This window comes from Arthrobacter sp. Hiyo1 (genome assembly GCF_001263615.2).
Classification (GTDB): Bacteria; Actinomycetota; Actinomycetes; order Actinomycetales; family Micrococcaceae; genus Arthrobacter.
Genome location: NZ_DF952470.1, coordinates 95698 through 100173 on the forward strand (window position 1 = coordinate 95698; position 4476 = coordinate 100173).

A 4476-nucleotide genomic window follows, 5' to 3' on the forward strand; every position below is an offset into this window, starting at 1 on the left:
AGACTGCTTCCTGTGGACGCGTGGGCGATCGCGGTGACCGTGGCGGCGTGCCTGATCGTGGGCGGCGTGGCCGCGCTCGTGTTCCACTGCTCGTCCGCGCTGTCCAGTAATACCTGGGTCCGGCTTGGGTTCGCAGCGGTGCCCGTCTTGGTCGCTGCCAGCCCGGAGGAGGCCCTCGGAAACCTCGCAAACCTGCATTGGTACTTCCTGTACTTGGCGCCGTGGCTCCTTTTGAAACGGCCCCGGACATGGGCCGAGGGTGTCCTCCTGACGGTTGCGGCGCTGCTCGTGGGCCTTACCGAAATACAGGCCGCAGTGTTCGTCCCCCTGTTTCTCTACAGCTGCGGGACGCACGCCTTTGGGGTCCGAGGCTAGCCCTCCTCGTTGGCGTTGGGGCGCAGGTTTTCACGACGCTGGCGTTCCCGCGCGAAAACCCGGCCGCACCGCCGGTGAATTGGCTATCGGTCGTATACGGGTGGTTCGTCGACGGCCCGTCCGCCGTAATGTTCGGTACCGCCGGACAGATATCCCGCGTGGTAGTCCGTTTCGGTTGGGTGCCCGTGGTGCTGGCGGGGGTCCTCTTCCTTGCAGCGACCGCGCTCATCCTTGTTCGGGGTGGAACGCGCGAGAGGGTTGCCGCAGGCGCGTTCCTGGGCGGCTCGGTCGTCATAGCGTGCGCAGCCGTGGCCCTGAACTTCCGGCCGTTCCTCGACTACGCCGCTTTCGACGACGCCGGCTGGAACGCCTTGCACCTCGGGCGGTACGCTGTTGCGCCGTCCATGTTCCTGTTCGCACTCTTGCCGCTTCTGGGCGAGGTTCTGGGGCGCTCTGCACGGCCGGCGGCGCTCGGCGTTTTGGCCGTGCTGATGCTCGTCTACTTCTTCCCCGTGGCCGTGGGGCGCGAGTTCGGACCAATCTGGGCGGACCATCTCGAGCAGGCCCGAGCGGCATGCCGGACGCCCGGGGCCGAACCGGAGCAGATCGTTCCGATCGCCCCGACGGATTGGTCGATCAAAGGCGTCAAGCTCCCCTGTCGCATCCTCGACTGACCCGGATGGGGGGTCCGTGCGCTAGGTAGTGATGAGTTCGGCTTCGCTGCGCTCAACATTCCAGGGAAAACGCGGGATGCGCGGAAAGAGGATCCTGTGTGAGATGACTGCACCCGCAACAAGTACCAGGAGGTATGCAGTTGTCAGCCCTTCCCAAGTGAAGGGCGGCTGCCACAGCGGATCGAACATTTCCGTCCAGTTCGTATGGGTTTGGAGACCTATCGTGTACCGCCGGAGGACAAACACAAAGAGGTAAACGTGTACGCCAACGGCTCCGGCAAAGAGCCACGGAGACAGGGAACGCGCCCATGGTCCCCGTGGTGTCGGGCGCATGCGCATGGCCACTCCGCAGGCGAGCAGAAGCAAGACAAACAGGGCCAGCAAGTATCTGCCCTGCCAGATGTAGCCAATTTGCTGTATTACCTGGGCCTGAAGGATGGGCGGCAGGATCAATACAGCGACAAGCAGGATCCAGACTGCGGGCCGGGCCCGCAGAGGCCGTGCGGTGAGGCCGCCGATGATGACGGCCGCAAAGGCAAAGTGCCAGAAGGCGTAGACCGCGGCGGGTGCGCCGGTGTCCAGCCAGCCCATGATTCCGATATAGCCGGACGCATAGTCGAATGAGCGGTCCAGCATCGTGACGAAGGCCTGGTCCGGTGTCACATCACTGGGGGTACCCGTCAGGCTGCTCAGGCTATTTGCCGCGACCAGCCAGGCGAGACTGGCAGCGCAACCAAGGCCGATGAGCGCGGTCATGGCCAGGCCCAATCGGTTCTTCACGACGGCGACCATCGGCTTTATTCCGAAAATCAACACGGCTGAAACTACCGCCACCGCCAGCCAGAGCAACGAAAGAGCGCGGGTATTGGCCAAAACGGCTCCGGAAATCCCGACAATAACGATGCTCGTCCGAACGTTCTTGAGATTCCGGTAATTCTCGAGAACGACGCATAGGTTGAGAAACAAGGCAGAAGTCGTAACCACTTCAAGCGCGTTGGGATTGATCGAGCCGTTGAGAAAAAGCACCATCGGCGTGATGAAAACCAGGCAGCTCGCCACTGGCCAGAAGCGACGGCGCAATGACGCCGCAGCGCCGATGGTGGCCGCAAGGAACACTGAGCAGATCAGGGCACTGATCAGGCGCATCAGGTAGATCGCGGGCTCGCCCGCCATGAACCGTGAGGGAAGGCCGACCATCGCGTAGTACATCGGGTTGTAATTGCCGGCGCTCGTTTGGGCTTGCACGAGGTCCCGCGCTGCGGGGTCGAGTGGAGGTGCGCACGCAGGCGTCATGGCGATTTTGAAAGCGAAGCAACCTTGGGCGCTGATGGTGGAAATGTATCTCGGAACCGTGACAATAGTCTGCTCGCCCTGCTTGCCTGTTGAGCTTCCCGTGAGCTCACCACGGGCGACTGCCGCGGCTTTGATGGTGTGGGCCGGCTCGTCGGGTACTGACATCAGGGGTGAGGCGAACACCCAAATCATGGAAAGCACGGCAATGATGGGGAACGCAATGAACGTAAACCGCAATGTGGGCAGTGTGCCCGGCCTGCGTGCTGCGCTTGGCAGGGCTGGAGAATTGGTAACCATCGTCCTGATACGTTATCGCACCCGGTCGCCAACAACCCGGCTGGACGAGACCGCCTGAAGCCGTTCGAAACAGGCCATCGGCACGGTTTGGCGGTTCGATGCGCGGCGTTTCGCTGGAACCGGAGCCGTTATGATTGATCGAGCCTTGCGGTCGCTGAGGCGAGGCTGTCTCCGCCGGAAGCCGCAGTTTATATGACATTGACGATTTTGGGGTGCTAACAGTGGCGCTAGACCCGCGTGCTCAAGTGACGCGCATGGTGGGCTTTGTCCACCGTAGCCACCTCTTGAAATTCTTGATCGTGGGAGGGCTCTCCTTCGCCATTGATCTTGGCCTGCTGGTTCTGTTGCACGAAGGCTTTGGAGTTGACCTGTGGTTTGCCACGCCAGCTGCTTTCCTCGCGAGCCTCGTCTTCAACTATTTCGTCCAGCGCTCATATACTTTCCAGTCCAATAACCGGCAGCACGTCAGCATGTTCCGCTACGGCCTCCTAGTCGTTTTCAACGTCTTCGCAACGGACATCATCGTCAATCTTTTCGATAGCCTCGCCCTCACCTATGCGGGTGGAAAAGTAGTGGCCACGGTTTCGACAATGACCTGGAATTTCTTCCTCTACAAATACTGGATCTTCCGCACCGATGCCCGTAACTCCGGGAAAGATCAACAAGACGATTCCGAATTCAGCCCCACTGCCGCAGACGGCTGATCAGCCGGCCACCAGCTCCACCTCGTAGCCGTCGGTATTCACCAGATAGGCGGCGTAGTGGCCGGGCCCGCCGGCGTGGGGATATTTGCTCTCGAACATCTCGTACCAGCCCGAGTCCGCGCCGAGCTCCCGGAGCCGGTCCACGTTCTCCCTGGTGCCGGCATGGAAGGCGAGGTGGTTGAGCCCGGGCTCCGTCCTGCGGTGCGTGCTTCCCGTGAGGGCCGTGGACTGCTCGATCACGATGTACGTGCCTCCGAGTTTCCAACTGCAGCCCTCGGGCCACTCCTGGAATTGTTCGTAGCCCAGTTCGGCCAGCAGCCAGCCCCATTCTTCCTGCGCCCGGCTGATGTGGGGTACCCAAATTTCTACGTGGTGCAGCGAACCCACCGGAACATCAGCCATGCGCAGAGTCTACGTTTGACGGGGGCCCGCGGGAATGCCGGGCAACTCCACGACAAATGCCGCGCCGCCCTCACGCGCCGCACGCACACTGATGCGGCCGCCCATCCGCTGCACGATCCTTGCCGCGATGGACAAACCGAGTCCGCTTCCAACCGGCCGTTCTCCGCTGTATCTGGCAAAGAGCGCACCGCGTTCGAACGCGACGGAGGCATCCGCCTCCGTGAGGCCAGGGCCGCCGTCGCGCACTTCAACGGTGAGTCCGTTGCCGGAAAGGTAAGCGGCGAGCACAACGGGAGCGCTTTCAGGGGTCACGCGCAGCGCGTTTTCCAGCAAGCCGTCCACCACTTGGCGCAGGCGCTGGCCATCGCTGCGGACCGGCAATGGCCCGGAAGGCAGTTCGAGCCGACCGGCAATTCCGTTCTGGACGCACACCGCTTGCCAGGCCTGCCAACTCTCGCGCAGGATCAAGGATGCGTCCACAGGCTGGAGTTCCACGCGGAAATCATCGGACTCAAGCCGTGCCAATTCCAGGAGATCGCGGACAAAACGGTCCAGGCGGTTGGTTTCGGCCACGAGCGTCCGTCCGACCCCGCTCACGTCGTCTCCGCTGACCACGCCATCGGCAAGCGCTTCGGCGTAGCCCCGCAGCGCGGTAAGTGGTGTCCGGATTTCGTGCGAAATGGAGAGCAGGAACTCGCGTTGGCGGCCCTCGCTGGTACGGAGCGCGGCAT

At 62.4% G+C, this 4476-nt stretch carries 6 protein-coding genes; 3 read left to right on the top strand and 3 right to left on the bottom strand.

From position 1 onward, the window contains the following. Both AHiyo1_RS09405 and AHiyo1_RS09410 read left to right on the top strand, forming a co-directional pair. Positions 1–375: hypothetical protein (locus tag AHiyo1_RS09405; protein ID WP_216363173.1), on the top strand; the 375-nt coding region annotated here is incomplete at its 5' end. A 128-nt stretch (positions 376–503) separates the two neighbouring features. Further along, on the top strand, positions 504–1049 hold the full coding sequence (locus tag AHiyo1_RS09410) for a hypothetical protein (RefSeq protein ID WP_148667511.1): 546 nt from the start codon (positions 504–506) through the stop codon (positions 1047–1049). 21 nt (positions 1050–1070) lie between these two features. Here the strand turns inward: AHiyo1_RS09410 and AHiyo1_RS09415 are convergent, their stop codons facing one another. Beyond that, a complete protein-coding gene (locus AHiyo1_RS09415) occupies positions 1071–2639 on the bottom strand; it encodes a DUF2142 domain-containing protein (RefSeq protein WP_084784441.1) in 1569 nt (522 codons plus the stop codon). Between the two features lie 254 nt (positions 2640–2893). Between AHiyo1_RS09415 and AHiyo1_RS09420 the strand changes: the two genes are divergently transcribed. Next, complete coding sequence (locus AHiyo1_RS09420) at positions 2894–3343, top strand: GtrA family protein (protein ID WP_084784442.1); 450 nt, start codon at positions 2894–2896, stop codon at positions 3341–3343. On the opposite strand, the gene AHiyo1_RS09425 is transcribed toward AHiyo1_RS09420, so the two are convergent. After that, positions 3344–3745: a VOC family protein gene (locus AHiyo1_RS09425; protein WP_059388397.1), complete on the bottom strand. Its 402-nt coding sequence runs from the start codon at positions 3743–3745 to the stop codon at positions 3344–3346. A 9-nt stretch (positions 3746–3754) separates the two neighbouring features. Then, positions 3755–4476 (bottom strand): sensor histidine kinase (locus AHiyo1_RS09430; protein WP_148667528.1); only part of this gene is annotated, 722 nt, incomplete at its 5' end.